Origin of the sequence: Acidovorax sp. Root219, assembly GCF_001428665.1 — a bacterium.
GTDB lineage: Bacteria > Pseudomonadota > Gammaproteobacteria > Burkholderiales > Burkholderiaceae_C > Acidovorax.
Genome location: NZ_LMIJ01000004.1, coordinates 176,755 through 200,855 on the forward strand (window position 1 = coordinate 176,755; position 24,101 = coordinate 200,855).

The 24,101-nt window shown below is 65.9% G+C and carries 20 protein-coding genes; 9 read left to right on the top strand and 11 right to left on the bottom strand.

The genetic code is table 11. The features are described 5' to 3' along the window. Positions 1-25 precede the first annotated feature (25 nt). The 4 genes from msrP to ASE28_RS05315 all read right to left on the bottom strand — a co-directional run bounded on the left by msrP (position 26) and on the right by ASE28_RS05315 (position 5,455). Complete coding sequence (msrP, locus tag ASE28_RS05300) at positions 26-1,024, bottom strand: protein-methionine-sulfoxide reductase catalytic subunit MsrP (RefSeq protein ID WP_057205132.1); 999 nt, start codon at positions 1,022-1,024, stop codon at positions 26-28. Between the two features lie 144 nt (positions 1,025-1,168). Continuing rightward, on the bottom strand, positions 1,169-2,509 hold the full coding sequence (gene ccsB / locus ASE28_RS05305; protein ID WP_057265205.1) for a c-type cytochrome biogenesis protein CcsB: 1,341 nt from the start codon (positions 2,507-2,509) through the stop codon (positions 1,169-1,171). Then, positions 2,506-4,659: a cytochrome c biogenesis protein ResB gene (locus ASE28_RS05310; protein WP_057265207.1), complete on the bottom strand. Its 2,154-nt coding sequence runs from the start codon at positions 4,657-4,659 to the stop codon at positions 2,506-2,508. The genes ccsB and ASE28_RS05310 overlap by 4 nt, the downstream gene beginning before the upstream one ends. A 154-nt stretch (positions 4,660-4,813) precedes the next feature. After that, positions 4,814-5,455, bottom strand: a complete 642-nt coding sequence (locus tag ASE28_RS05315) for a cytochrome c (RefSeq protein WP_057265215.1) — start codon at positions 5,453-5,455, stop codon at positions 4,814-4,816. Between the two features lie 73 nt (positions 5,456-5,528). On the opposite strand from ASE28_RS05315, the gene yihA reads away from it, so the two are divergent. Both yihA and ASE28_RS05325 read left to right on the top strand, forming a co-directional pair. Continuing rightward, positions 5,529-6,278: a ribosome biogenesis GTP-binding protein YihA/YsxC gene (gene yihA, locus ASE28_RS05320; RefSeq protein ID WP_057265217.1), complete on the top strand. Its 750-nt coding sequence runs from the start codon at positions 5,529-5,531 to the stop codon at positions 6,276-6,278. A gap of 56 nt (positions 6,279-6,334) precedes the next feature. Then, the gene (locus ASE28_RS05325) at positions 6,335-7,240 is read left to right on the top strand and encodes an alpha/beta fold hydrolase (RefSeq protein WP_057205143.1); all 906 of its coding nucleotides are present in this window, start codon (positions 6,335-6,337) and stop codon (positions 7,238-7,240) included. A 14-nt stretch (positions 7,241-7,254) separates the two neighbouring features. Here ASE28_RS05325 and ASE28_RS05330 read toward each other — a convergent pair whose 3' ends face one another. Further along, a complete protein-coding gene (locus ASE28_RS05330; protein ID WP_057205145.1) occupies positions 7,255-8,121 on the bottom strand; it encodes a lysophospholipid acyltransferase family protein in 867 nt (288 codons plus the stop codon). Then, the gene (locus ASE28_RS05335) at positions 8,118-8,987 is read right to left on the bottom strand and encodes a lysophospholipid acyltransferase family protein (RefSeq protein ID WP_057265219.1); all 870 of its coding nucleotides are present in this window, start codon (positions 8,985-8,987) and stop codon (positions 8,118-8,120) included. Before ASE28_RS05335 ends, ASE28_RS05330 begins: the two co-directional genes overlap by 4 nt. A gap of 132 nt (positions 8,988-9,119) precedes the next feature. On the opposite strand from ASE28_RS05335, the gene metK reads away from it, so the two are divergent. The 3 genes from metK to ASE28_RS05350 all read left to right on the top strand — a co-directional run bounded on the left by metK (position 9,120) and on the right by ASE28_RS05350 (position 11,436). Continuing rightward, positions 9,120-10,301 carry a methionine adenosyltransferase gene (metK, locus tag ASE28_RS05340; protein WP_057205150.1) on the top strand — a complete coding sequence of 394 codons (1,182 nt, stop codon included), beginning with the start codon at positions 9,120-9,122 and terminating at the stop codon, positions 10,299-10,301. Between the two features lie 456 nt (positions 10,302-10,757). Then, on the top strand, positions 10,758-10,943 hold the full coding sequence (locus tag ASE28_RS05345) for a DUF1328 domain-containing protein (RefSeq protein WP_057265313.1): 186 nt from the start codon (positions 10,758-10,760) through the stop codon (positions 10,941-10,943). A 37-nt stretch (positions 10,944-10,980) separates the two neighbouring features. Next, positions 10,981-11,436, top strand: coding sequence for a hemerythrin domain-containing protein (locus ASE28_RS05350; protein WP_057265221.1), 456 nt, complete (start codon positions 10,981-10,983; stop codon positions 11,434-11,436). A 28-nt stretch (positions 11,437-11,464) separates the two neighbouring features. On the opposite strand, the gene ASE28_RS05355 is transcribed toward ASE28_RS05350, so the two are convergent. Further along, a complete protein-coding gene (locus tag ASE28_RS05355; protein ID WP_057265223.1) occupies positions 11,465-12,706 on the bottom strand; it encodes a diguanylate cyclase in 1,242 nt (413 codons plus the stop codon). 330 nt (positions 12,707-13,036) lie between these two features. Between ASE28_RS05355 and ASE28_RS05360 the strand changes: the two genes are divergently transcribed. From ASE28_RS05360 to ASE28_RS05375, 4 genes are read left to right on the top strand one after another with little or no spacing between them, the layout of a single operon-like run. Further along, entirely contained in the window at positions 13,037-13,891 is an 855-nt protein-coding gene (locus tag ASE28_RS05360) for a hypothetical protein (RefSeq protein ID WP_057265227.1), read from the top strand. Positions 13,892-13,922: 31 nt separating this feature from the next. Next, on the top strand, positions 13,923-15,110 hold the full coding sequence (pncB, locus tag ASE28_RS05365) for a nicotinate phosphoribosyltransferase (RefSeq protein WP_057265229.1): 1,188 nt from the start codon (positions 13,923-13,925) through the stop codon (positions 15,108-15,110). Positions 15,111-15,129: 19 nt separating this feature from the next. Then, entirely contained in the window at positions 15,130-16,830 is a 1,701-nt protein-coding gene (locus ASE28_RS05370; protein WP_057265231.1) for an NAD+ synthase, read from the top strand. A gap of 13 nt (positions 16,831-16,843) precedes the next feature. After that, positions 16,844-17,890: a bifunctional nicotinamide-nucleotide adenylyltransferase/Nudix hydroxylase gene (locus tag ASE28_RS05375; protein WP_057265233.1), complete on the top strand. Its 1,047-nt coding sequence runs from the start codon at positions 16,844-16,846 to the stop codon at positions 17,888-17,890. A 57-nt stretch (positions 17,891-17,947) separates the two neighbouring features. Here the strand turns inward: ASE28_RS05375 and ASE28_RS05380 are convergent, their stop codons facing one another. From ASE28_RS05380 to ASE28_RS05395, 4 genes are all read right to left on the bottom strand, one after another. Beyond that, entirely contained in the window at positions 17,948-19,471 is a 1,524-nt protein-coding gene (locus ASE28_RS05380) for a methyl-accepting chemotaxis protein (RefSeq protein ID WP_057265236.1), read from the bottom strand. Positions 19,472-19,721: 250 nt separating this feature from the next. After that, positions 19,722-20,978, bottom strand: a complete 1,257-nt coding sequence (locus ASE28_RS05385; RefSeq protein ID WP_057265237.1) for a Zn-dependent hydrolase — start codon at positions 20,976-20,978, stop codon at positions 19,722-19,724. Between the two features lie 22 nt (positions 20,979-21,000). Next, positions 21,001-22,452 carry a dihydropyrimidinase gene (gene hydA, locus ASE28_RS05390; RefSeq protein ID WP_057265240.1) on the bottom strand — a complete coding sequence of 484 codons (1,452 nt, stop codon included), beginning with the start codon at positions 22,450-22,452 and terminating at the stop codon, positions 21,001-21,003. Between the two features lie 82 nt (positions 22,453-22,534). Further along, positions 22,535-23,992: an NCS1 family nucleobase:cation symporter-1 gene (locus ASE28_RS05395; protein WP_057265242.1), complete on the bottom strand. Its 1,458-nt coding sequence runs from the start codon at positions 23,990-23,992 to the stop codon at positions 22,535-22,537. Positions 23,993-24,101: the final 109 nt, after the last annotated feature.

Consider the following 24,101-nt stretch of genomic DNA (forward strand, 5'->3'; position numbering starts at 1 on the left):
GCGAAGGGGTCGGTCACAGGCGGGTTCAGAAAAATTTCTTGAGGTCCATGCCCGCGTACAGCTGGCCGACCTGGGCCTCGTAGCCGTTGAACATCAGCGTCTTGCGCTTCTTGGCGAACAACCCATCCTCGCCAATGCGCCGCTCGGTCGCCTGGCTCCATCGGGGGTGGTCTACCGTGGGGTTCACGTTTGAATAGAAGCCGTACTCCTGCTGCGCCGCCTTGTTCCAGGCCGTACCCGGTTCCTTGTCCGTGAAGCGGATCTTGACAATGCTCTTGGCGCTCTTGAAGCCGTACTTCCATGGCACCACCAGGCGCACCGGCGCGCCGTTCTGGTTGGGCAGCACTTCGCCGTACATGCCGAAGGCCAGCAGGGTCAGCGGGTGCATGGCCTCGTCCATGCGCAAGCCTTCCACATAGGGCCAGTCGAGCACGCGCGAGCCCACAAAAGGCATGGTGGCCTTGTCCGCCAGGGTGACGAACTCCACGTACTTGGCGCTGCCCTGCGGTTCCACGCGCTTGATGAGTTCGGCCAGCGAATAGCCCACCCACGGGATCACCATCGACCAGCCCTCCACGCAACGCAGGCGGTAGATGCGCTCTTCCTGCGCGCTCAGCTTTAGCAGGTCTTCGATGCCGTACTTGCCCGGCTTCTTCACCAGCCCCTCCACTTCCACTGTCCAGGGCGAGGTCTTGAGGGTGTGCGCATTGCGCGCCGGGTCGGCCTTGTCGGTACCGAACTCGTAGAAATTGTTGTAGGTGCTGGCGTCCTTGTAGTCGGTTACCTTCTCCATCGACACCGCGCCCGCCACGGACGATTTGCTGCCCGCCAGCGCTGTCAGCTTGCCGGGCCGGGCGGGGGCCTGCGCCAGGGCTTCGCGGCCGGCCCAGGCGGCCATTGCCGCACCGGCTGCACCACCGGCCATCAGGCGCAGTATGTCGCGGCGCCCTTCGTAGGCTGCGCGCGGCGTGATGTCGGAGGAATGCGGGTGGTTGAAACCCGAGTCGCGGGAGTGAAATGGCATGTGGGGCTCCGGTCAGGCGGTGATGGAATCGTCTACGGGTAGAGCGATACCACCCCTAGTTCGTTCCAAATACGGATCAGGTTACACCGTGGATGCAATCTTTGCAGGACCCGCTCCCCGTATCCTGCGCCTCGCGTGCTCGTCCTACAGCGTACCGTAGCTGTGCAGCCCGCTCAGAAACATGTTGACCCCGAGGAAGGCGAAGGTCGTGACCGCCAGGCCCACCAGAGCCCACCAGGCCGACACCGTGCCACGCAGGCCCTTCATGAGGCGCATGTGCAGCCAGGCGGCGTAGTTGAGCCAGACGATCAGCGCCCAGGTCTCCTTGGGGTCCCAGCTCCAGTAGCCGCCCCAGGCCTCGGCCGCCCACAGCGCGCCCAGCACCGTGGCAATGGTGAAGAACGCAAAGCCCACGGCGATGGCCTTGTACATCACATCGTCCAGGATCTCGAACGAAGGCAGGCGCTCGGCGATGCGCTTGCGCCCCAGCAGGATGCCGGCCACGATCAGCGCCGAGATGCCGAAGTACACCATCCAGTAGCTGCCGCCGTTCTCCGTCGCGCCCTGGCGGAACACGATGGGCTCGAAACACAGCACCACGCCCAGCAGCCACAGCGGCGCCAGCTTGTACCAGCGCGTCTCCTTGGCCTGCTGCTTGATCAGGTAGGCAAACGCCACCATGGCCGACAGCGCGAACGTGCCGTAGCCGATGAAGTTGGCCGGCACGTGCAGCTTCATCCACCAGCTCTTGAGCGCAGGCACCAGCGGCTGGATCTCGTGCGCCTCGCGCACCACCGTGTACCACAGCAGAAAGCCCACGGCCGCACTCACCACCAGCATCACGAAGCCACCCAGGGCGCGTGTCTTGTACTGGGCTTCGTAGTACAGGTAGAAGGCAGCCGTCATCCAGCAGAACAGCACGAACACCTCGTACAGGTTGCTCACCGGGATGTGGCCGATGTCGGGCCCGATCAGGTAGCTCTCGTACCAGCGCACCAGAGTGCCGATCAGTGCCATGCCCACGGCCACCCAGGCCAGGCGCGAGCCGATCAGGTTCATGGTGTGGCCCTCGCCCCGCGCGAACATGCCAATCCAGTAGAACGCCGTGCTCATGAAGAACAGCATGCTCATCCACAGGATGGCCGACTGGCTCGACAGGAAGTACTTGAGCCCGAACACCGTGTCGGCGCGCGCCAGGCTGCCCGCCCCATCGACCTGGTACAGGCCGATGGCCATCAACGCCACCGCGGTCACCACCAGCATCAGCGTGCGCAGCGGGCGCCAAAACCAGCCCAGCCAGATGGTCGAGGGAATGGCCCCGAGCAGGATTCCCTTTTCGTACACATCCATGAAGTTGCCATAGCGCTGCAGCGCATACAGCGCCCCCACAGCGACGATGGCCGCAAAGGCCCAGTCCAGCCAGTTGCGGCGGGAGAAGAACCCTTCGTTCAGGGTGATCGTGGTGTTGCGGGTGGCCGTGTTCATGGGTTGCCTTGCAGGGGCGGTGCCCCGATCAGTTTTTCTGCGAGCTCTACAAACTCCCGGTCGCCGTCCATGGTCTTGCGATTCGTCGAGAGCGCCATCATGGCATGCGCCCTATCACCCTGCGGCGCCACCCAGACCCAGATGCGGCGTTCGCGGATGTAGAGCATGGCAAAAACGCCCAGAATGAGCAAGGCGCAGCCCAGGTAGACGATGTTCCTGCCGGGCGCGCGGGCCACCTGGAACACGCTGGCCTGCACCTGCGTGAAGTCCTTGAGCTCGAAGGCAATGGCCGCCGGGTAGATCTGCGCGTCGCTCAGCGACAGCACGGCCTGGGTCATGAAGCCGCGCGTCTTGTCGTCCGGCGGCAGGGGCTGCAGGCCCGCATTCTTGCGCGACAGTTGCGCCAGCTCGAACAGGGTGCCGTTCAGGATGCGGATCAGCACCTCGCCTGCGCGGCCCCGCTCGGCCTCCGGCACGTTGGATTCCATGAAGTCGGAAATCGCCTGCAACCCGCCCGTGGGCTTGCCGTCCACGATGCCATTGCCGGCAAACAGCGCCAGCGCGCGCAAGGCCGATTGCGCCAATTGCTCGCCCACGTCGGGCCGCGATGGATCGATGGCCTGCGCCACATAGCTGCGCACCGCCTGTTCGCGCGCCGCCGGGTCGGCCAGCGCCACGCGCAGGCGCAGGAATCCGTCCATCCCGCCCTGGTCATCGGCAGGCACCCGCAGGTAGCGAAACGGGTCTGCCGGCATCTCACGCACACCCAGCAGGTACACCGGCACGCCATCGCCTGTGTCCACGGGCAGCATGTAGTTGTGGAACTCGCGCGCCTGGCCTGCCGCATCGCGCAGCTTGTAGCTCACGCTCGGGCCCACGTTGCGCAGTTCCTTCTTGGTCACAGTCTTGTTGGCGGCGCCCAGGCGCGACTCCACGGCCTCGCGCAGGTCGACCTTGCGCACGTCCACACCCGTGGCGCCCGGGCCGGCACCGCCGAAGTTCTCGACGTTGATGGTGCGCAGCGCCGTGAACTCCAGCGTCATGGTGTCGCTGCCCGCCGCGCCGCCCTTGTTGGTCAGTTGGGTCGAATCACCCACCACCCCTTCGACGTCGAAGGCCTTGGCGCCCGGCGCCATGGGCACGGCGCGCAGCTTCAGGTGTGAGCCGCCGTCGTCGAAGCTCGACTGGTAGATCTCCACGCCCTTGTAGCTGGCCGGGTGGTTCACCTCCACGCGCGCCGGCGTCTTCTCGCCCGTGGCCTTGTCGTGGATGACGATCTCGCTGGCAAACAGCTTGGGCATGCCCGTGGAATAGTGCTCGACGATGAATTTCTTGAGCTCGATGGCGAACGGCAGGTCCTGCAGCAACACGCCATCGGACTGGTTCAGGAGGGCCGTGCTCGATTGCGTGCCCTCGGCCACCAGCAGGTTGCCACGAAAGGTCGGGTTGCGCTCGGACAGCCGGTGCTCGGGCTTCACGTCCGCGATCAGTCCGCCACCGGTATAGGGCGTCTTGCCGCCCAGCAGCATCTGCGCACGCACGATCAGGTCCCCATCGAGCAGCCCGCCCACGCACACCAGCACGATGGCGCTGTGCGCAGCGATGTAGCCGATCTTGTTGGCCGCGCCGGCCTTGGCCGCTACCATCCAGCCCGTGCCAGCGCCAGCCGGTGTATCGCGCTGCTGCAGGCGCACCTTCCAACCGCCACCGGCCAGCAGGGCGCCGATGCGCTTGGCCTCGGCCTCGGGGCCTTCGGGCAGATCGGCCTCGGCTTTGTGGTGGAAGGCCTTGAGACTCTGCTCGCGGATGTTTTCCTTGTACACCCGGATGTCCACCAGGATCTTGGGCGTGTTGCGGGCGATGCACAGCGAGGTGCTCAGCACCAGAAACGCCAGGATCAGCAGGAACCACCAGGCGCTGTACACCGCATTGAGTTGGATGGCGCTGAACAGCGCTGCCCAGAAGGGGCCGAACTGGTTCACATAGTTCGCCGCCGGCTCGTGCTGCTTGAGCACGGTGCCGATCACCGAGGCGATGCAGATCACCGTCAGCAGCGAGATCGCGAAGCGCATCGAAGACAGCATCTCGATCACGGCGCGCAAGGCCTTGGAGCCGTACTGGACGCGAACGCCTTGGGTGTTGTCAGACATGGAGGAAAGAGGGGCGATGGGGCAGGCAAAGAAAAAGGACGGGACCATCTGCTCGATGGACCCGCCCTTTTTGGGTTTGTTATTGGCGGTTGGTTCCGGTCGGCCCGCGCTGTGTGGGCCTTGCTTGAGAAAGATCAGTCGTTCAGTCGATTCATCAGCGCAGGCCGGCGATGTAGTCCGCCACAGCCTTGATCTCGCGGTCGTTCAGCTTGGCAGCCACCTGCGTCATCTGCAGGCTGTTGGCGCGCTTGCCATCGCGGAAGGCGACGAGCTGCGTCGCGGTGTAGTCGGCATGCTGGCCGGACAGGCGCGGGTACTGGGCCGGGATGCCGGAGCCATTGGGGCTGTGGCAGCCGGCACAGGCGGCGATCTGGCGGTCGGCAATGCCGCCGCGGTAGATGCGCTCGCCCATGGAGACCAAGGCCTTGTCCTTGGCGAAGCCGGGCTTGGCCGCCTTGGCGGTCACCCAGTACGCAATGTTCTTCATGTCCTCGTCCGACAGGGCCGAAGCAAAGCCCTTCATCACGGGATCGTTGCGTTTGCCGGACTTGAATTCCTGCAGTTGCTTGACCAGGTACTCGGGGTGCTGCTGCGACAGCTTGGGGTTGGCCGCGATCGCCGAGTTGCCGTCCGCGCCGTGGCAGGCAGCGCACACCGCAGTGAAGCTGGCCTCGCCTTTGACAAGGTCGGGCTTGGCAGCCTTGGGTGGCGCAGCGGGAGTCTCGCCCGCAGAAAAAGCCGGGAAAGCGGGCACTGCCAGCACGGCAGCCATCAGCATAGAGGCGAGCAACTTCATATCGAGGGTCTGTGTTTATGTGCGCGAAACCGCACGATTCTACAATGAGGCCCCGCAAGCACCTCAACCCCCCATGACGACCACTCCTTCTGCGCCAGTTGCTGGCTCTCTCCCGCCCGCACCCGACGCCAAAGTCGCCATGGGCTGGATGCACACGGCAAGATTCCTCACCACGGCGGCGCAACTGCACCACCTGCCCCCCATCGTGGTGCCGGAGATTGCCTTCGTGGGCCGTTCCAATGCGGGCAAATCCACCTGCATCAACACGCTGACACAGCAAAAACAGCTCGCATACGCCTCAAAGAAGCCTGGCCGCACCCAGCACATCAACCTGTTTTCCCTGGGAAAACAGGGGGTGATGGACGCCGTGCTGGCCGATTTGCCCGGTTATGGCTATGCCGCCGTCTCGCGCTCGGACAAGGTGCGCTGGCAACAGGTGATGGTCAATTACCTGGTTAGCCGCCCGGGCCTCACGGGCATCGTGCTGCTGTGCGACCCCCGCCTGGGCCTCACGGGGCTCGACGAAGCGCTGCTCGAAGTGGTGCGCCCCCGGGTCGAGGAAGGGCTCAAGTTCCTCATCGTGCTCACCAAGGCCGACAAGCTCACCCGTGCAGAGCAGGCCAAGATACTGTCGATCACGCGACTGCACGCCGGCGGCGGCGACGTCAAGATGTTCTCTGCCCTCAAAAAGCAGGGGGTAGACGAGGTGGCCCAACTGCTGTGGCAGTGGGCACACCCGGTGCCTGGTGCCGAGCTGGCGCAGGGCGACGAACCTGCGCCGGACGCCGACAGCGCCGACGACCAGGAACCCGAGGAAGATTGAACGCCAGTGCTGGACCCATGCGCGCTGGCTGCTACACAAACGATAGCAATAGCGCCATGATCAGCAACCGCACCATTCCCCTGTCCCACGGCACGACCCTGCACTGCCGCGAAAGCGGCGCCGCCGGGCGGCCCGTGCTGCTGTTCCTGCACGGCTTTCCCGAAGGCGCCTTCATCTGGGATGCCATGCTGTCGCACTTCGCGCTGCCCGAAAACGGCGGCTACCACTGCGTGGCCCCGTATCTGCGCGGGTTTGGCGAATCGAGCAGCCCCGCAGCCGTCGATGCCTACCGGGCCAAGCACCTGGTGCAGGATCTTGCGGCACTGATCGAGATCGTGAGCCCCGGCCAGCCGCTCGAATGCCTGGTGGCCCACGACTGGGGCGGGGCAGTAGCCTGGAATCTGGCCAACCAACAGCCGCAGCGCATGAAGCGCTTGGCCATCGTCAACTCACCCCATCCCGGCACCTTCCTGCGCGAACTGCAGCACAACGCCGCGCAACAGGCCAGCAGCCAGTACATGCATTTCCTGTGCCGGCCGGACGCCGAAGCCCTGCTGGCCGAGAATGATTTCGCGCGCCTGTTCGCGTTTTTCGACGATCCCGAAGGCCGGGCGCCGCAGTGGTTGACCGACGGGGTGCGCGCGCAATACCGCACCCTGTGGCAGCAGGGCCTGACCGGCGCCTGCAACTATTACCGCGCCAGCCCCCTGCGACCGCCGCGAGGCGACGACAACACCATCGCCAACATCACCCTGCCCGACAGCATGCTCACCGTGTCGGTGCCCACCCTGGTGGTCTGGGCGATGGACGACCCCGCTTTGCTGCCCGGACTGCTCGATGGCCTGCCGGGCTGGATTCCCCAACTGCAGATCGACAAGATCGAAGGCGCATCGCACTGGGTGGTGCATGAGCAGCCGGATCGGGTAGCGAGCGCGCTCGCGGGCTTTCTGCGCGGAGGCTGAGCCCCCGCTTCGCTTCAATAGATCGAAGGCTCGCCCTCGGGCCGGGTCTTGAAGCGCTTGTGTACCCAGTAGTACTGCCCCGGCGTCACGTCGATGTACGACTGCAGGTACTGGTTCATCAGCGCCGTGTCGGCCTCGGCGTCGTCGGTGGGGTATCCGGGCCAGGCGGGCGACAGCTCGGCCACATAGCCCGCGGGCGTGATGCGCGTGACCATGGAGATCACCTTGGCACGCCCCAGCCGGGCGAAGCGCGACAGCGACGGCACCGTGGCTGCTGTCACGCCGTAAAAGGGCACGAACAGCGAATCGTTGCGTCCGAAATCCATGTCGGGCAACAGGTACAGCAGGCCGCCCTTGCGCAGCCCGCTCAGGATGGGCTTGACGCCATCGCCCCGGTTGAGCATGCGCACATTGCCAAAGCGCTGGCGCCCGTTGCGGATCCAGACATCCACCGCCGGATCGGGCTGGGGCGTGAAGATGGAGGTGAAGGCCCGGTCGGTGTGCAAGGTGAGCGCGGAGCCCCCGGCATCCATGCCGTAGAAATGCGGCGCAAAGATGATGGTCGGCGTGTCCCCCAGCAACTCGTCCAGCGCGCCTTGCAGCTTCACACGGTCCAGCACCACCTCGCGCGGGGCGAACCACAGCCAGCTGCGGTCCAGCCAGGTCTGGCAGAAACCCACAAAGCTTTCGCGCGCCCACTGGCGCCGCTGGGCTTCGGTGGCATCGGGAAAGCACAGCGCCAGATTGCGCAGCGCCACCTTGCGCCGCGGCGCCGCCACCAGGTACAGCGCCTGGCCGATGAACCAGCCCATGCCCCGCAGCACGCGCAGCGGCAGCAAGGCCAGCAGGCGCATGAACAACACCCCCAGGCGCCCGGTCATGCGGCACCTCCGGCAGGCGTTGCAGCAGCGGCAGCGGCTTCCACACGGGGCTGCTTGTAGCGGCCATAGCCCCAGAGGTACAGGCCGGGGGATTGTCGTATCAGATGTTCCATGGCCTTGTTGATCTGCAGCAGTGCTGCGTCGGCGTCCTGCGCCAGCGGTGCGGCGGGCAGGGGTTCGAAATGCACCACGTAGCCACGGCCCCAGGACAGGCGCTCGCAGCGCGCCAGGACGACCACCGCGCCCGTCTGGTGGGCAAGGCGCACGGCCAGCGTCATGGTGTAGGCGTCCTTGCCGAAGAAAGGGCTCCACTGGCCCTGGCCCTGTGGCGGCACTTGGTCAGGCAGCAGGCCCACGGCCTCGCCCCGGCGCAGCGCCTTGATCATCTGGCGCACGCCAGAGAGGTTGGTGGGCACGGCCTGCATTCCCGGCCGGTTGCGGGCAGTCTCCATCACCTTGGCGAGCCAGGGCTGGCGCGCAGGGCGGTAGAGCACGGTGATGGGGCCGTGGTCGGCACTCCAGCGCAGGGCGGCCGCCTGGGCCGAGAACTCGAAGCAGCCCAGGTGGGGCGTGAGGTACAGGATGCCACGGCCCTGGGCATAGGCCGCCTCCACGCAGGCCCCGCCCTCGATGCGAAACGGCAGCGGGGCCCCCAGCCACAGGCGCGGCAACTCGGCCACCATGCGGCCTGCATGGCCCACGGCGGCGCTCACATCACCGAAGCGGTAGCCGGCCTGCGACGCATTGGCCCGAAAGCGCCTGCGGTAGATGGGAGAGGCCAGAAATGCCACCCAGCCCATGGCCGCGCCCAGGCCATGGAGCAGCCACAGTGGCAACACGGAAAAGAGACGGAACAAAGATGGCATTAAAATGACGGGGTCGCTGAGTTAAATGAGCAACTTGCAGGGCGACGTTAAATAAATCTGCTAAAGCGTTCGCCAAAGCTCCTTCGGGGTGAGGGCAACGCCCCAAATGCCGGAACACAGGAGTTTATTCAAATGGCGAACGACTTTCTTTTTACCTCGGAATCCGTCTCCGAAGGCCACCCCGACAAAGTGGCCGACCAGATCTCGGATGCGATCCTCGATGCGATCTTCAAGCAGGACCCCCGCAGCCGCGTCGCCGCCGAAACGCTGACCAACACCGGCCTCGTGGTGCTGGCGGGTGAAATCACCACCAACGCCCACGTGGACTACATCCAGGTAGCGCGCGACACCATCAAGCGCATCGGCTACGACAACACCGACTACGGCATCGACTACAAGGGCTGTGCCGTGCTCGTGGCCTACGACAAGCAATCGAACGACATCGCCCAGGGCGTGGACCAGGCCAGCGACGACCACCTGAACACCGGTGCCGGCGACCAGGGCCTGATGTTCGGCTACGCCTGCGACGAAACGCCCGAGCTGATGCCCGCGCCTATCTACTATGCGCACCGCCTTGTGGAGCGCCAGGCCCAGTTGCGCAAGGACGGGCGCCTGCCCTTCCTGCGCCCCGATGCCAAGAGCCAGGTGACCATGCGCTATGTGGACGGCAAGCCACACAGCATCGACACCGTGGTGCTCTCCACCCAGCACCACCCCGACCAGAGCGAAACCGCCAAGACCATGAAGGCCAGCTTCATCGAGGCCGTGATCGAAGAGATCATCAAGCCCGTGCTGCCCAGCGAGTGGCTCAAGGACACCAAGTACCTGATCAACCCCACCGGCCGCTTCGTCATCGGCGGCCCGCAAGGCGACTGCGGCCTGACCGGCCGCAAGATCATCGTCGACACCTACGGCGGTGCCTGCCCCCACGGCGGCGGCGCCTTCAGCGGCAAGGACCCAACCAAGGTGGACCGCTCGGCCGCCTACGCCGCACGCTACGTGGCCAAGAACATCGTCGCCGCCGGCCTGGCGCGCCAGTGCCAGATCCAGGTGGCCTACGCCATCGGCGTGGCACGCCCCATGAATGTGACCGTCTACACCGAAGGCACGGGCGTGATCCCCGACGACAAGATTGCCGCACTGGTGCAGGAGCATTTCGACCTGCGCCCCAAGGGCATCATCCAGATGCTGGACCTGCTGCGCCCGATCTACGAAAAGACCGCCGCCTACGGCCACTTCGGCCGCGAAGAACCCGAGTTCACCTGGGAACGTACGGACAAGGCTGCTGCACTGCGTGCAGCAGCAGGGCTGTAAGCCCTCCGCGCACCAGCGCGGCTTTCCGCACGTGGGCGAAGCTCATATCGTGCCAGCGATGTGAGCGCAGACCAAAAGACCGACAAAGCTGCTGCGCTTCGCGCAGCAGCCGGGCTGTAAGCCCGCCGCGCAAATAGCGCGGTTTTTCGGTCTTCGGGCGAAGTTCATATCGCGTAAGCGATGTGAACGCAGACCAAAGTACGGACAAGGCTGCTGCACTGCGTGCAGCAGCAGGGCTGTATGCCCGGCGCTCCCCCTCTTCGGGAAACTTCTGTAAAACAAAGCCGCAGCGCTCACCGCGCTGCGGCTTTGTCGTTTCCGGGCCCGAGCTCCATCGGATCGGCGCTCTCCTACACCCACACTCCGCACCTGCCGACGCTCCCAGCACGGCCACTCCGGTATCTTTCAGTCACATCTAATTCGCAGCAGATGCTGCCCCTACTGCAAGGAACCAACATGCTCAAGTACGCCATCATTTTTGCCCTGATCTCGCTGGTTGCCGGTGCACTGGGCTTCACCGGCGTGGCGGCGGGCACGGCAGGCATTGCCAAGATCCTGTTCGTGTTGTTCCTGGGGCTGGCCGTGATTTTCGTGGTCCTGGCGGCCATCGGTGTCGGTGCGGCCCGCAAGGCCCTCAAGTAAGCCGCATTGCCTGCACCCCTCACTGCCAAGGATCCCCATGAGCCAACAGAATATCTTTGAAGCCCTGCGCGAGAGCCACGAGCTGCAGCGCGACCTGTACCGCCGCCTGACAGAAACCAGTGGCGATACGCCCGAACGGCAGGAACTGTTCCTGCAGCTCAAGACCGAACTGGCAGCCCACGAGCTGGCCGAAGACCGGAATTTCTATGCGCCGCTGATGCAGCTCGACGCCGGCATGGACCTGTCGCGCCACGCGATTTCGGAGCACCACCAGATCGATGAACTGGTGGAATCCCTGGAAGAAGCCGACCCCGCCACCCCTGCCTGGCTGCCTCTGGCGAAAAAACTGGCCGAGAAGGTGGAGCACCATCTCAAGGAAGAGGAACACCGCTTCTTCCAGATGGCCGGCAAGCTGCTGACCGAAAAGCAGAAGATCTCGCTCGCTGGCGACTACCTGACCGACTACGACGAGGCCAAGGCAGCCACGGCCTAATCTGGCCGTGGCGCTGCGAGCCCTGGTTTCAGACCGCGTCCTTGGCCTGCACCACGCAGTTGCGGCCGCTGGACTTGGCCACATACAGGGCCGTGTCGGCGCGCTTGATCAGCGCATGCGCATCTTCCACCTGGTTCCAGGCGGCCACACCGAAGCTGGCACTCACATGGCCCACCGCGTCGAAAGGCACGGTGGCGATGCGTGCGCGCACGGCTTCGGCCATGGCCATGGCAGCGTCAACCGGCGTTTCCTTGAGCAGCAAAATGAACTCCTCGCCACCGAAGCGCGCCGCGCAATCGGACGAGCGCAGCAGCTCGCGCACCCGCAAGGCCGTGGCCTTGAGCACCACATCGCCCGAATCGTGGCCGAAGGTGTCGTTGATGCGCTTGAAGAAGTCGATGTCGAACATCACGACCGAGAGGCTGCTCTTCTTGATGCGCGTGTCGGCCATCTCGGCCTCCAGCCGCTCGAAGAATTTGCGGCGGTTCACCAGGTCGGTCAGAAAGTCCTTGGTCGCCAGGTCTTCGAGCTTGCGGTTCAGGCGTGCCATGGGCTCGATCACCAGCGACGACAGCGACAGGTTCAGTATCGCGAACAGCAGCAAAAAGCTGCCCGCCAGCGCCGTCATCACGGTGTTGAAGGTCGTGCGCGCCTTCTCGAGCGGGTAGAACATGGGCACCCGCACCACCTGGATGCCGATGGTTTCATTCATCTGCCAGCCAAAGCCGTTCTTGTCGCCGTAGATCTTGAGCATGGTTGGGGGCGCAGCAGCGGGCGTGCTGTGGCAGGCCAGGCACTGCGCCTGCTTGATCGTGATGGGGCGCGCCACGTACAGCGTGCGGTGCATGCCCTCGCCCACCTCACCGGTCACTTCCTTCTTGAGGTCTGCACGGCCTTCGCGGAAATCCTTGACGATGCGCTCCTCCCACTCGTTGGCACGGTCGCGCACATTGGTGGGGTTGAGCACCGCCTCCTTGTACTCGTAGCCCGGAAAGCGGTTCTGCAGCCGGCGCAGCGTTTCGGTGGCGGCAAAGGCCGGCACCGTCTGCGGCAGGAACTGCTCGGCCAGCGTTACATCGAGGTGCGGCTTGACCAGTTCGGTCGTGTAGTCGCGGATGGCCATGGCAGCGTGCATCATGAGCTGCGAGTTGTGCTGCACCTCCTCGATGGCCGTCTTCTGCAGAAAGCGGTGCACGTACAGGCCCGTGCCTGCCGCCGCCACCAGCAGCACGCAGGCCAGCACCAGATTGAATTTGAGCCGCAATGACATGGATAACCCTCGTAGCCGACTGTAGCCAGCATGTATGACGGATGGCAAGCAAGCCTTGGCAGCCGCGGCGCACCCCATCGTGGTGGTGTCGTGCCCATCCCAGGACCGAAAGGCCCATTGCAACAAGACACAAAGTTTTCGTTTGTGCCAGATTTTGCACGCCCGGTCCAATGAAATTCGCCCAGGGGCGTGCTGGGTGGAACACCCTCTCCACCCTGGGGCGCAATCCGGTCATCTGGCCACGCATCCACCATTGGCTTCCAACAACTTAGTTGCACGGTTGAATTAACTGATTTACACTGGCGCCACCGACAGACAAGGACAAGAACCATGGCACACACCACCCAGCTTCTGGTGATCGACCCGCAAAACGATTTCTGCGACCTGCCCGCTGCCTGGCAACCCGCCCACCCGGTCACCGGCATGCGCAGCGCCCCCTCGCTGCCGGTCGCGGGCGCCCATGCCGACATGCAGCGCACGGCCGCCTTCGTTCGTGCTTGCGGTGCACTGCTTGACGGCATCACCGTCACCCTCGATTCACACCAGCAGTTCGACATCGCCCACCCCGGGTACTGGCAGCAGACGGATGGGCGGGCCGTGGCGGCGTTCACGCCCATCACGGCAGCCCAGGTGCGCGCCGGCGCCTTCGCGCCCCGCAATGGTGCTCTGCTGCCGCGCACCCTGCAGTACCTGGACGCGCTAGAACGGCAAGGCCGCTATACCCACATGGTGTGGCCCGTGCACTGCGAGATCGGCAGTTGGGGCCATGGCATACATGCCGAAGTGCTGGCTGCCTGCGGCGAGTGGCAGCTGCAACGCCAGCGCGCGGTGCGCAACGTGTTCAAGGGCACCAATCCCTTCACCGAGCACTACAGCGCCATCGAAGCCGAGGTGCCCGATGCGAGCGACCCGGACACGGCCCTGAACACCCGCCTGCTTGCAGCGCTGGGCACGGCCGACCGGCTGTTCATTGCCGGCGAGGCCAGCAGCCACTGCGTGCGCGCCACCACCGAACACATCGTGCAGCACCTGCCGCGGCTGCAGCCAGGCTGGGCGCCCGCGCGCATCACCCTGCTGACCGACTGCATGAGCCCCGTGGGCGGCTTCGAGGCGCAGCACACGGCCTTTCTCGATGCCATGCGCGCACAGGGTGTGCGGCTGGCGCAGAGCACCGACGCCCTTTAGACCCCAGCGCCCCCATTCCCGAGGAACCACCATGAGCCACGTCATCCACAGCCTGCTCGATACTGACCTCTACAAGTTCACCATGTGGCAGGCCTTGCTGCACGGCCACCCGCAGACGCAGAGCGAGTACCGCTTCGTCTGCCGCAACCAGAGCGCTTACCCGCTCACCGATCTGCTGGCCGACGTGAACGCCGAACTCGACCACCTGTGCACGCTGCGTTTCGCGCCCGACGAACTGGCCTACGTGGGCGGGCTGCGCTACATCAAGAGCGACTTCATCGATTTTTTGCGCATCTTCCAGTTCCAGCGCAATTTCATCGAGGCGTCTGCCGAGGACGGGCAGTTGCACATCGTGGCACGCGGCCCGCAGGTGCACGTGATGGGCTTCGAGATCTTTGTGCTGGCCATCGTCAACGAGCTGTACTTTCGCCGCTTTGACCCCAACGCGGCCCTCGCCGAAGGCCGCAGCCGCCTGGCCGCCAAGGTGCAGACACTCAAGGACCTGGCACAGCAGGCCACGCGGCAGCACCCGTTCGAGCTGTTCGACTTCGGCCTGCGCCGGCGCTACAGCGGCGCCTGGCAGCGCGAGGTGGTGCAGACCTTCGCCCAGGAAACACCGCAGTGGTTCAAGGGCACATCCAACGTGCTGCTGGCGCGCGACCTGAACCTGGTGCCCATCGGCACCATGGCCCACGAGTACCTGCAGACCTACCAGGCCCTGGGCGTGCGGCTGCGCGACTTCCAGAACACGGCCCTCGAAGAGTGGGTGCAGGAATACCGGGGCGACCTCGGTATCGCGCTGACCGACACCGTGGGCATGGACGCCTTCCTGGCCGACTTCGACCTGTACTTCGCCAAGCTGTTCGATGGCCTGCGCCACGACTCGGGCGACCCGGTGGCCTGGGGCGAGAAGGCCCTGGCCCACTATGCGCGCCTGCGCATCGACGCACACACCAAGCGCCTGGTGTTCTCCGACGGGCTGGACCTGCCGCGCGCCCTGGCGCTGTACCAGCACTTCGGCGACCGCACGCAACTGGGCTTCGGCATCGGCACCAACCTCACCAACGACATGGGGCAGACGCCGCTGAACATCGTGATGAAGCTCACGCGCGCCAACGGCCAGCCCGTGGCCAAGCTGTCGGACACGCCCGGCAAGACGCTGTGCGACGATGAGACCTTCCTTGCCTATCTCCGCCAGGTTTTCAACGTGAAAGCGTAAGCAATCCCGAGGATTTTCCATGCTCCGCATCACCCTTGCCCAACTCAACTTCACCGTCGGCGACATCGAAGGCAATGTCGCGCGCATGGTCGCCGCCGCGCGCCAGGCCGCCAGCGAGCAGGCCGATCTGGTGGTCTTCACCGAGCTCGCGCTGTGCGGCTACTACCCGGGCGACATGCTCGACGAAAGCGCCTTCCAGCAGCGCGTGGCCGCCGGGCTGGCCGCGCTGCAGCAGGCCTCGGCCGAGCTGCCCGGCCTGCACTGGGTGGTGGGCGCGCCCACGCCCGCGCAGGGGCCCGGCAAGCGGCTGCACAACAGCCTGCTGGTGCTGCAAGCCGGCGAGGTGCGCCTGCGCTATGCCAAGCAGCTCCTGCCCACCTACAACATTTTCGACGAGCGCCGCCACTTCGAGCCCGGCCCCGACGTGGCCAAGGTGCTGCGCATCGGCAATGCCCAGGTGGGCCTCTTGATCTGCGAGGACGGCTGGAACGACGGCGGCGCCGACTACGCGACCAACCCCTTCGACCGCATGCGCGACGCTGCCCCCGACCTGGTGGTGAGCATCAATGCCAGCCCCAGCCACATCGCCAAGCGCGAGCAGCGCCACCAGATCTTCGGCGATGCCTCGCGCCGCAACGGCCTGCCCATCCTGTACGTGAACCAGATCGGTGGGCACGACCAGATCGTGTTCGACGGCGCGTCGTTCGCGGTGGAGCCCGAGGCCGGCATCGTCTTCGAAGCCAGCCGCTTTGTGGAGGACGTGCGCACCCTGCAGTTCGACAACGGCCGCTTCCTCACCGCCGAAGGGGAGACGCCCGAGCCCGTGCCCGCGCAGGGCCTGCCCACCATGGAGTTCTACCGCCAGCAGATCGTGCTGGGCCTGTCGGACTATGCGCGGCGCTGCGGCTTCAAGCAGGTGGTGGTGGGCAGTTCGGGCGGCATCGACAGCGCGCTCACGCTGGCGCTCGCCGCCCAGGCGCTGGGGCCCGAGAACGTGGTGGGCATCACCATGCCCTCGCGGTTTTCATCGAGCGGCTCGGTGGACGACTCCGTGGCCCTGTGCGAGAACTTGGGCGTGCAGTTGCTTAACCACCCCATCGCCGACCTGGTGGCCGTCTATGCGCAGCAGTTCGAGGCCAGCTTTGGTCAGGTGCTGCAAGGCCTGCCGCTCGAGAACCTGCAGGCGCGCATCCGCGGCACGGTGCTGATGGAGTATTCCAACGCCTTCGGCCACTTGCTGCTGACCACGGGCAACAAATCAGAGATATCGGTGGGCTACTGCACGCTCTACGGCGACACCAACGGTGGCCTGGGGCTGATCGGCGACCTGTACAAAACCGAGGTCTTCGCCCTCTCGCGCCACATCAACGCGAATGCGGGCCGCGAACTGATACCCGAGGCCATCATCGACAAGGAGCCCTCGGCCGAGCTGGCCCCCAACCAGCGCGACGTGGACAGCCTGCCGCCCTACCCGGTGCTCGACGAGGTCCTCAAGATGCTGATCGAGGGCGACCGCCTGGCACCTGCCGAGTACGATGCCGCCCTGGCCTTCGTACAGCAGCTCGAACAGGGTGACGACGGCCGCACGCTGGTGCAGCGCGTGCGCATGATGGTCGCCCGCAACGAATACAAGCGCCGCCAGGCGCCCCCCATCGTGCGCGTGCGTGCGCGCGCCTTCGGCAGCGGGCGGCAGATGCCGATCGCTGCCCGCTACGTCTGATCCAATACACCCCATGTACGACACCGCCCTCTATATCGGCCGCTTCGAGCCCGTCCACCAGGGCCACATGGCCCTTTTGCAGCGCGCGCTGGACAGCGCGCGCCAGGTCATCGTGGTCATGGGCTCGGCCTGGCAGGCCCGCTCGCCCAAGAACCCCTTCACCGCCGCCGAGCGCGAGCAGATGCTGCGCGAGGCCCTGCCCGAGGCCGACCGTGCCCGTGTGCAGGTGCTGCCGGTGCGCGACTACTACAACGAAGCCGTGTGGGTGCAGGCTGTGCGCGAGGGCGTCGCCCGCATTGCGCCTGCGGCCGGCCGCATCGGCCTGGTGGGCCACTTCAAGGACGCCACCAGCAGCTACCTGGGCGCCTTCCCAGGTTGGGAATTGATCAACATGGAGCGCCAGGGCCGCATCGACGCCACCGCCATCCGCGACGCCTACTTCGGCGCCACGCCGACCACCGTGCGCACAGAGCTCGACGATCTGGCGGGTGAGATGCCTGCAAGCACGCTGGACTTTCTTGAAAGCTTTGCACTGACGCCCCACTTCGAAGCGCTGCAGGAAGAATGGCGCATGCTGCGCCGCTACCGCGAGGCCTGGTCCGCAGCACCCTACCCGCCCGTGTTCGTGACCGTGGACGCCGTGCTGCGCTGCCAGGACCATGTGCTGCTGATCCGCCGCGCCCATGCACCAGGCAAGGGCCAGCTGGCCGTGCCCGGCGGCTTCATCGAGCAGCGCGAGACGGTGTGGCAGTCGTGCCTGCGCGAACTGGTGGAAGAAACCCACTGCCAACTGCCCGAGGCCAGCATGCGCACCGCGCTGCAGGCCGTGGCCGTGTTCGACCACCCCGACCGCAGCCAGCGCGGACGCACCCTGACCCACGCACACTACTTCGACCTGGGCCAGGCCCCGTTCCCCACCGTGCAGGCCGATGACGACGCCCAGCAGGTGCAGTGGACGCCGATTGCCGAACTGGCGGGCATGGAAGAGGAGTTCTTCGAGGACCATTTCCACATGCTGGACCATTTTCTGGGGCTGACCGGCTCCGCCCGGCCCGCATAGCACCTGGAAACGAATAAAGGCAGGGCGAACCCTGCCTTTGTGAGGGCCTGCCCCGGATCAGGCCACGCGGAACTGCCCCACGGTCTGCGCCAGCGCCACGGCCTGCTGGCTCAGCGACTGGGCCGCCGCCAGGGCCTCCTCGACCAGCGCCGCGTTCTGCTGCGTGCCCTGGTCCATCTGCGAAATGGCCTGGTTCACCTGGGCGATACCGGCGCTCTGCTCGGCGCTGGCAGCGCTGATCTCGGCCACCATGGTGGTCACGTTCTTCACACCGTCGACCACCTCGCGCATGGTGGAGCCGGCCTGCTCCACGAGCTGGGTGCCCACACCGACCTTGGCCACGGAGTCGTCGATCAGGCCCTTGATCTCCTTGGCGGCGGCGGCACTGCGTTGCGCCAGGCTGCGCACTTCGCTGGCCACCACGGCAAAGCCCCGGCCCTGCTCACCGGCTCGGGCCGCTTCCACTGCGGCGTTGAGCGCCAGGATGTTGGTCTGGAAGGCGATGCCGTCGATGACGCTGATGATGTCCACGATCTTGCGCGAGGACTGGTCGATGGAGCCCATGGTGCCCACCACCTGCTGCACCACGTCGCCACCACGCACAGCCATGTCGGAGGCGGCGCGTGCCAGCTCATCGGCGCGGCGTGCGTTGGCCGCGTTCTGCTGCACGGTGGAGGTCAGCTGCTCCATCGATGCCGCCGTCTCCTGCAAGGCACTCGCCTGTGATTCGGTGCGGCCCGAGAGGTCGCCGTTGCCGGCAGCGATCTCGGCCGAGGCGGTGTTGATCGAATCGGTGCTGTCGCGCACCTGGCGCACCAAGTGGGCCAGGTTGTCGCGCATGGCGCGGATGGCGTGCAGGATGCTGGTCTGGTCGCCTGGCTGGGTGATGACCTCCACGGCCAGGTTGCCCTCGGCGATCTGCGTGACCACGTCGGCCGCATACTGCGGCTCGCCGCCGAGCTGGTGCACCAGCGTGCGCAGCATCTGCCAGGCCATGAGCGCGACGATGAGCATCAGCACCGCGCCGATGGACAGCAGGATGGCCGTGTTGCGCCAGAAGGCCTGGTCGATGTCGTCGATGTAGTCGCCAAAGCCGATGGTCCAGTCCCAGGGCTCGAACTTGATGATGGCGTAGAGCTTTTCCACCTCGTCCTTGGCACCGGGGCGCGTGCCCTTGGCGATCACCGTACCGATGGTCTTGCCCTGCAACGCGGCGCGGTAGCGCACGCCGGCTTCCTTGCCGCCCTTTTCATCGACGATGCCGATGCGCTTGGGGTTGGGGTGCACGTAATTCACGTCGTCGGTGAAGCCCCGCACGAAGAAGTACTTGTCCTTGTCGACGAAGCTGCCGATGTTGCGCTTGGCTTCCTTCTGCGCGTCCTCCTTGGAAAGGGCCCCGCTCTTTTCCTGGTCATGGGCATTTTGCGCCGCCGCATGGGCCAGCACCACCAGGTTGGACAGCTGCGCCGTGCGCTCCTTCATCATCGACTGGTACAGCGTGGTCAAGGCCACGGCGGAGAGCACGACCAGGCCCAGCAGGGTGGCCGCGCACAGCCATAGGATTCGGGTTCGCAATTTCATGGGCAGGCTTTCTCTCTCAGGATACGGAACAAGACGTAACCAGAAGATACACCCGCGCTGCCCGATTTTTAATCAAAACCTCGATTTGTCACGGTTTTGTCACATTTGCACGGCAGGCGCCTCTGCCTGCGCAAGCCGCTGGCACCGGGGCAGGAGGCCAGGCAGCCTCCCACCGGGGCCCGCTCCAACGACAAATGTAAAACCCGCCCGGCGTGTCGCGCAGCCACAACGCGGGCGAGGGTGGGCATGCTCAGGTGCCTGCGCGCTCCAGCATGGCATGCAGCAGCACGTTGCACCCTGCCGTGATGTGTTCCGGCTTGGCATCCTCGATCTCGTTGTGGCTGATGCCGTCCTTGCACGGAATGAACACCATGCCGGCGGGCGCCAGGCGCGCCATGTAGACGGCGTCGTGCCCCGCGCCCGAAACGGCAGGCATGTTGGAGTAGCCCAGCTTGGCGGCAGCGCGCGCCACGGCGTCCACGCAGTCGGCGTGGAACACCTGCGCCGGGTAGGCCGAGACCTGCTCGATCACGATCGGCAGGCCGGTGTCGGCGCTGAGCCTGGCGGCCACGGCGCGGATGTCCTGGTCCATGCTCTCGCACAGCGCATCGGTGGCGTTGCGCAGGTCGATGCTGAACTTGACCTGGCCCGGGATCACGTTGCGGCTGTTGGGGTGCACGTGCACCATGCCCACGGTGCCGCGCCCGTGCGGCGGGTGGCGGTGGGCGCAGGCCACCACCTCCTGCATCAGGTGCGTGGCGACCTGCAGCGCATCCTTGCGCAGGGCCATGGGCGTGGGGCCGGCATGGGCCTCCATGCCGGTCACGGTGCAGTCGTACCAGCGGATGCCGAGCACGCCGGTGACCACGCCGATGGTCTTGTCGTGGTCCTCCAGCACCGGGCCCTGCTCGATATGGGTCTCGAAGTAGGCGCCGATGGGGTGGTCGCCTGGTACCTGCTCGCCGATGTAGCCGATGCGTTCGAGCTCGCCCTTGACGGTCTTGCCCTCGGTATCGGTGGCGGCGTAGGCATGCTCCAGCGTGAAGGCCTTGGCGAACACGCCCGAGCCCATCATCACCGGCACGAAGCGCGAGCCTTCTTCGTTGGTCCAGAAGGCCACCTCGATCGGCGCCTCGGTCTCGATGCCGTGGTCGTTCAAAGTACGCACCACTTCGATGCCGGCCAGCACGCCGTAGTTGCCATCGAACTTGCCGCCCGTGGGCTGGGTGTCGATGTGGCTGCCGGTCATGATGGGCGGCAGGCTGTTGTTGCGCCCCGGGCGGCGCATGAAGCCGTTGCCGATCTGGTCGATGGTGACCGCCATGCCGGCCTCGCGCGCCCAGCGCGTGACGAGGTCGCGGCCCTGCTTGTCCAAGTCGGTCAGCGTCAGGCGGCACACGCCGCCCTTGGGCGTGGCGCCGATCTGCGCCAGCTCCATGAGCGAGGCCCACAGGCGCTCGCCGTTGATGCGCAGGCTGTCGATGTCAGTCTTGACTTTGGTGTCCATGGTGTTCTCCGGATCGGTTCTGTCAGCGGGCCACCGCAGTGGGTGCCAGGTCCTGGGCGCGCTTTTGCACGGCCTGGAAGTTGGCGCCGAAGGCCGGGCGCTTGAGGTAACGGCCCTGGCCCTGCTCGGCGCGCAGGTCGCCGTTGGCGTACACCACGCGGCCCTGGCTCACGGTGTGGCTCGGAATGCCGCGCACGGTGCGACCCTCGAAGATGTTGAAGTCGCCCTTGCTGTGCTGGGTCTTGGCCGAGAAGGTCTTGGTGCCCTCGGGGTTCCACAGCACCAGGTCGGCGTCGGCGCCCTCGCCGATGAAGCCCTTGCGCGGGTAGATGTTGAACAGCTTGGCCGCGTTGGCCGAGGTGATGGCCACGAACTCGCTGGGCGTCAAGCGCCCGGTGTTGACGCCGCCATCCCAGATGGCGGCCATGCGCTCTTCCACACCGCCCGTGCCGTTGGGGATCTTGGCAAAGCTTTCCTTGCCCATGGCCTTCTGAGCGGCGCAAAAGGTACAGTGGTCCGTCGCCGTGGTGTGCAGTTGGCCCGACTGCAGACCGCGCCAGAGCGCCTCCTGGTGCCCTTTGGGGCGAAACGGCGGGCTCATCACATAGGCGGCGGCCTTGGCAAAGTCGGGGTCGCGGTACACGCTGTCGTCGATCAACAGATGGCCGGCCAGCACTTCGCCATACACCCGCTGGCCGCGCGCGCGGGCACGGGCAATGGCGTCAGCCGATTCCATGCAGCTCACATGCACCACGTAAATGGGCACCCCCAGCACGTCGGCAATCGCAATCGCGCGGTTGGCGGCCTCGGCCTCGACCATGGGTGGGCGCGACAGCGGATGGCCCTCAGGGCCGGTGATGCCCATCTTGGCCACCTCCTGCTGCAGCAGGTACACGAGCTCGCCGTTCTCGGCATGCACCGTGGGCATGGCGCCCAGCTCCAGCGCGCGCTTGAAGCTGTTCACCAGGGTTTCGTCGTCGCACATGATGGCGTTCTTGTAGGCCATGAAGTGCTTGAAGCTGTTCACGCCCTCCTCCTGCACCAGCGTGCCCATGTCGGCGCGCACCTGCTCGCTCCACCAGGTGATGGCGACGTGGAAGCTGTAGTCGGCCGCCGACTTTTCGGCCCAGCCGCGCCACTTGCGGTAGGCGTCCATGATCGACTCCTGCGGGTCGGGGATCACGAAGTCGATGATGCTCGTGGTGCCACCCGCCAGGGCCGCGGCCGTGCCGGTGAAGAAGTCGTCCATGGTGACGGTGCCCATGAACGGCAGCTGCATGTGGGTGTGCGGATCGATGCCGCCGGGCAGCACGTACTGGCCGCTGGCGTCGAGCACCTGCGCGCCCGCAGGCGCCTGCGCGGCCGCCCCCTCCCCGACGGCCACGATGCGGCCATCCACACACAGCACGTCTGCGCGCTGCTCGCGGTCTGCATTGACCACGGTGCCACCGCGGATCACAAGGGCTTGGCTCATGGGGTTCTCCTTCAGGGGTTGCTGGGGTGGCCGAGGCCGCAGGCCCGCAGCAGGCCGGGTGAGGCCGCTGCAGGGCGGGTCGTCATTTCTTCTTCGCGGTCAGGTAGTAATAGGTGCCGGCGACGGCGAGGCTGAAGAACCAGCCAAAGTCGAACAGCGACTGCAGCAGGCCCGGGACGGAGCCCTTGTCAAGCACGCCCGACACCGCCAGGTAACCGGGCAGGCAGGGCAGCACGCCCAGGAAGAAGGCCACCAGGGCGTGGATGTTCCAGCCATTGCTGTACTCGTACTCGCCACCACGGCGGTACAGGTCGTCCACCTTGAGCTCGCCCTTGCGCACCAGGTAGTAGTCCACCAGCAGGATGCCGGCGATGGCGCCCAGCAGCGTGCCGTAGCCGCCCAGCCAGGTGAACAGGTAGCCGCCCGAGGTGGCCAGCAGCTTCCAGGGCATGAACAAGAGGCCTATGAGCGCGGCGATCATGCCGCCCATGCGAAAGCTGATCTTCGATGGCGCGATCTGGCTGAAGTCGTACGAGGGCGAGACCAGGTTGGCCGCCACGTTGGTGGTGAGGTTGGCCAGCAGGATGACCAGCAGGCCGATGCCGGCGGCCACGCTGCCCATCTGCGTGAGCAGGCCGTCAGGGAACAACTGCGCCTTGCCGTAGAGGATGGCCGAGGCCGAGAAGCCGATGACGCCCACCATGGAGAAGAGAGCCATGGGAATGGGCAGGCCGATGGCCTGGCCGATGACCTGGTCCTTCTGCGAACGCGCAAAGCGCGTGAAGTCGGGGATGTTCAGGGCCAGCGTGGCCCAGAAGCCCACCAGCCCGGTCAGCGCCGCCCAGGTCTTGGGCCCGCCCTCCACCACCTTGGCGGGCAGGTTGAACAGTTGACCAGCGGGCACCTTCATCATCAGCACCACGACCAGCAGCAGCGAGGCGCCCACCATCAGCGGCGCGGCGATCACCTCCAGCAGGCGGATGGATTCGGGCCCCTTCCAGATGAACCAGAGGTGCACCGCCCAGAACGCCAGGAAGCACATGAACTGCGAGGTGCTGATGGTCTGCCCCTCGGCCGGCCCCGCGAGCCCCATGCCCAGGATGTTCAGGAAGCCGTGCAGCGCCAGCGCGCCGAAGTAGCAGTTGATCGAGAACCAGCCGCAGGCCACCAGCCCGCGCAGCACGGCCGGCAGGTTGGCGCCCTTGACGCCGAAGGAGGCACGCGCCAGCACCGGAAACGGCACGCCGTAGCGCGGCCCCACGCGGCCGATGAGCACCATGGGAATCAGCACGATGCAATTGGCCAAAAACACCAGCCACACCGCCATCTGCCAGGTGAAGCCCTGGTCCAGCATGGAACTGGCCATGGTGTAGGTGGGCACGCAGACCACCATGCCCACCCACAGGGCGGCATAGTCCTTCCACGCCCAGTGGCGCTGCGCCTGCGTGGTGGGGAGCAGATCTTCGTTGGCCAGCGGATTGGACGCTGCGCCGGGCAGGTGCCCCGCCCCATGGGCGGCGCTGCCGGTACTGTGGTTCATGCCTTTACTCCTCTGTGAAATATTTACTTCTTGGGGTTGCACACAAGCCGCTGCCGGATCCGGCGTTCCGGTGGGAGGCAGATGGCGGGACGGAGCAAGTTCACGCTCC